General features: G+C 65.6%; 1 protein-coding gene. It reads right to left on the reverse strand.

Annotated features, from left to right (window positions below; translation table 11 throughout):
- The coding region (locus tag E1N52_RS43300; RefSeq protein WP_205965779.1) for an autotransporter-associated beta strand repeat-containing protein at nucleotides 1-2,749 on the reverse strand (2,749 nt) is incomplete at its 3' end.
- Between the last annotated feature and the right edge of the window lie 299 nt (nucleotides 2,750-3,048).

The raw sequence follows: 3,048 nt of genomic DNA on the forward strand, positions 1-3,048 counted from the left end.
CGGCCGCATTGGTGACGAGCCCGTTCACGTCCACATCGCTGTTGCCGTACGCGAAGTAGACGCCGGTGGCGTCGTGATGGCCCGGCAGGAAGCTGCCGCGCCAGACATCGAGACCCGCCTGGAAGCCGAGCAGGTGACCGCTGGCGCTCGCGTTGGTGAAGGTCTGGTAGCGGTTGTCGATCTGCTGGCCGAACAGGCGCACCCAGCCGGAGCGGGTCCAGCCTGCGTCACCGGCGCCGCCCTGCGCGTTGGTCAGCGTGTCGCCGATGCGCTCATGCAGCGTGCCAAGCGTGGTGAGGCCCATCTGCCCCGCGATGGGCTGCACCACCGCATAGGTTGCAAGTTCCGGTCCGATAATCGGATATTCGCCCGGCGGCAGCACGGCCGGCGGTGGGTCGATCGGCAGCACGTCACCGGGCGGAATCCCGGGGGGTTCATCGGGCAGCGGCGGCCCAATGATGAAATCCGAGCGCAGGAACCAGTCCTGGGGAGCACTGCTGTCGACACTGCCCCTGAAAAGGCGGTAGTCGAGGTCTCCTTCGCGCGCTTCCCCCGCGAGCACGAAAGCGTCAGGTGCGGTGGTGCCCCCGTCGATAGCCTGGACGACCCGGATGCCGTTAGCCTGAGTCTCCACTCCAGTGCCACCCGTGGGATGGACGACCACCACGCTCGTGCCGCTCGTGGTTCCGCCGTCGAGTACCAGACGGCTCGACGGCGAGCCGTCGGTACCCAGATACGTGTTGAACACCACCTGTCCCTGCGGGTCGCTGTAGTTGCCGCGGATAGTCAGTGCGCCATAGCCGGTATCGCCTGCCACCGGGTTGCCGGGCCACACCACGCCCTGGTTGAGCACGTTGCCGATCACCGTTCCCGTGCCGGCCAGAGTCGCGGACGGCAGGACCGTGGTCGGTGACTGGATGGAGCCGTTGACGGTCAGCGTGCCGTTCTGCACGGTCGTGGGGCCACTGTAGGTGCTGGCGGCCGTGAGTACCAGCGTGCCGGTATCGGCCTTGATCAGTGCGCCTGCGCCGCCGACGACACCGTTCAGGGTGAGCGTGGCAGCCGGCGCGACATCGATCGTGCCGCCGCCTGCGTCAAGCGTCATGCTGCGTGCCGAGGTGAAGCCCGACCCGGTGACCGTCAGCGTGCCGGCGTCGAAGCTCACGTTGCCCGTTGCCGCGCCGAGATTGTTGTCGGCGGAGACCTGCAGCGTGCCGCCGTTGATCGCCGTGCCACCCGTATAGGTGTTCGCGCCAGCGAGCACCAGTGTGCCCATATCAGTCTTGCCCAGCGCGCCGACGCCGCCGATCACGCCGTTCAGGGTGAACGTACCGGCCGGCGCGACATCGATGGTGCCGCCACCGTCGTTGAGCGTCGTGCTGCGTGCCGAGGTGAAGCCTGAACCGGTAACCGCCAGTGTGCCGCCATCGAAGCTCAGGCTGCCCGCTGCCGCACCAAGATTGTCGTCGGCGGAGACCTGCAGCGTGCCACCGTTGATCGCCGTGCCCCCTGCGTAAGTGTTCGCGCCGCCAAGTACCAGCGTGCCGAGATCGGTCTTCTGTAGCTGCGTGCTGCCCTGCAGTATCGCGTCAATGGTCGCAATATAGCCCGCCCCGTCGGACGCGCCATCCCCGACCCGGACGGTCGTGATGCCAGATCCCGCCGTGGTCTCAACCAGCGTGAGCGGCCCGCCATTAAGCACATAGCCACCGGACGCGAACTGCATCCCCGAGGCGCTGACCTGGCCCGTGCTGTTATCCACCGTCACGGTGCCCGGTGCTGGCTCGAAGACCGCGAAGACCCCATTCGTGAACGACGCGTTGGCCATGCCATTCGGGCCGGTCCAGTTGTCGTTGCCGGCCGGACCCTGCCAGGTACCACTCCCCCCGTCGATGCGGCCATTGTTCCGGTTGGCCGGTGCGCCACCATCCCAGTAGTACACCGTCACACCAGTCGTGTTGACCAGGTTCACCTCGGTAGGCACCGAGGTCTGCACCACCGCGGTGGTCCCCGCTGGCAGGGTGCCCAGCGCCAGTCCGTTGTCGGTCAGCGCTCCGCCGTACGTGAAAATCCGGTAGACGCCCGGCCCGAACGTGCCGCCCGGTGTTTCAGTTACGTTGAGCGTACCGGCCAGCGTCAGGTTGCCCTTCACCACGGTCAGATCATTCAGCGTGCCGCCCTGCATACTGGACTCGCCAAACCTGTAGTCGAGGGTCGAACTGCTGGTGAGGCCAAGGTTGCCGTTGATAGTCAGGGTTCCGCCACCCCCAGCGGCCCCACCTGGTGCCAGGGCCCCACTGGCCACGCTGACGTTTCCGCCAAGGGTGCCGGTGCCACCCAGTGTCGCGCCGCTAGCCACCGTGGTCGCACCCGTGGCGGCTGTCTGGTCGCCGTTGATGTACAACGCACCCGCCGACACGGTTGTCGGACCTGCATAGCTGTTTGTGCCGGTCAGCACGGTCGTGCCCGGACCAATCTGGGTGACCGCGCCGCTACCGGCAATCACCCCGCTGAAGGTCATGGTGTCGCTGCGGTTGAAAGCCAACGTTCCGGTACTGGAGACATTCCCCACTATGGAGCCGGTCGTGCCACCATTACCGAGCTGGAGCGTACCGGAATTGATGACTGTGCCGCCGGCGTAAGTATTGGTTCCCGTCAGGGTCGTGGTACCGGTGCCCCGCTGCTGCACCGACCCGCCGCCACTGATCACCCCGGCGAAAGTGAAGGTGTTGCTCCGGTCAAAGACCAATGTAAATCTATGGTCCGCCCCAGTTTTGCAACCCCTGACGCTTGATGCAGTGTTGGCTTGCGCAAATCTATCCGGCGTCGTTGTGGGGACTGCTCCCCGCGCCTCGATGAAGTTCGCGCCCACGGCCCCCATAAAGTTGTGCGGCTTCAGGAGCCTCTTTACTTGCCGGGGTGTTCCGCAGGCCGGTGTGCCGTTCACGTCATCAGGTTTCAGTCGTCGCAAAGCAGATGAGGAAATGCTTGCCTTGTGCTCGTTCACGCTTAGGGTCTGGCGAATTCAGAATCGAAGGTGCTATGGTG

Source organism: Paraburkholderia guartelaensis, assembly GCF_004353905.1.
Classification (GTDB): Bacteria; Pseudomonadota; Gammaproteobacteria; order Burkholderiales; family Burkholderiaceae; genus Paraburkholderia; species Paraburkholderia guartelaensis.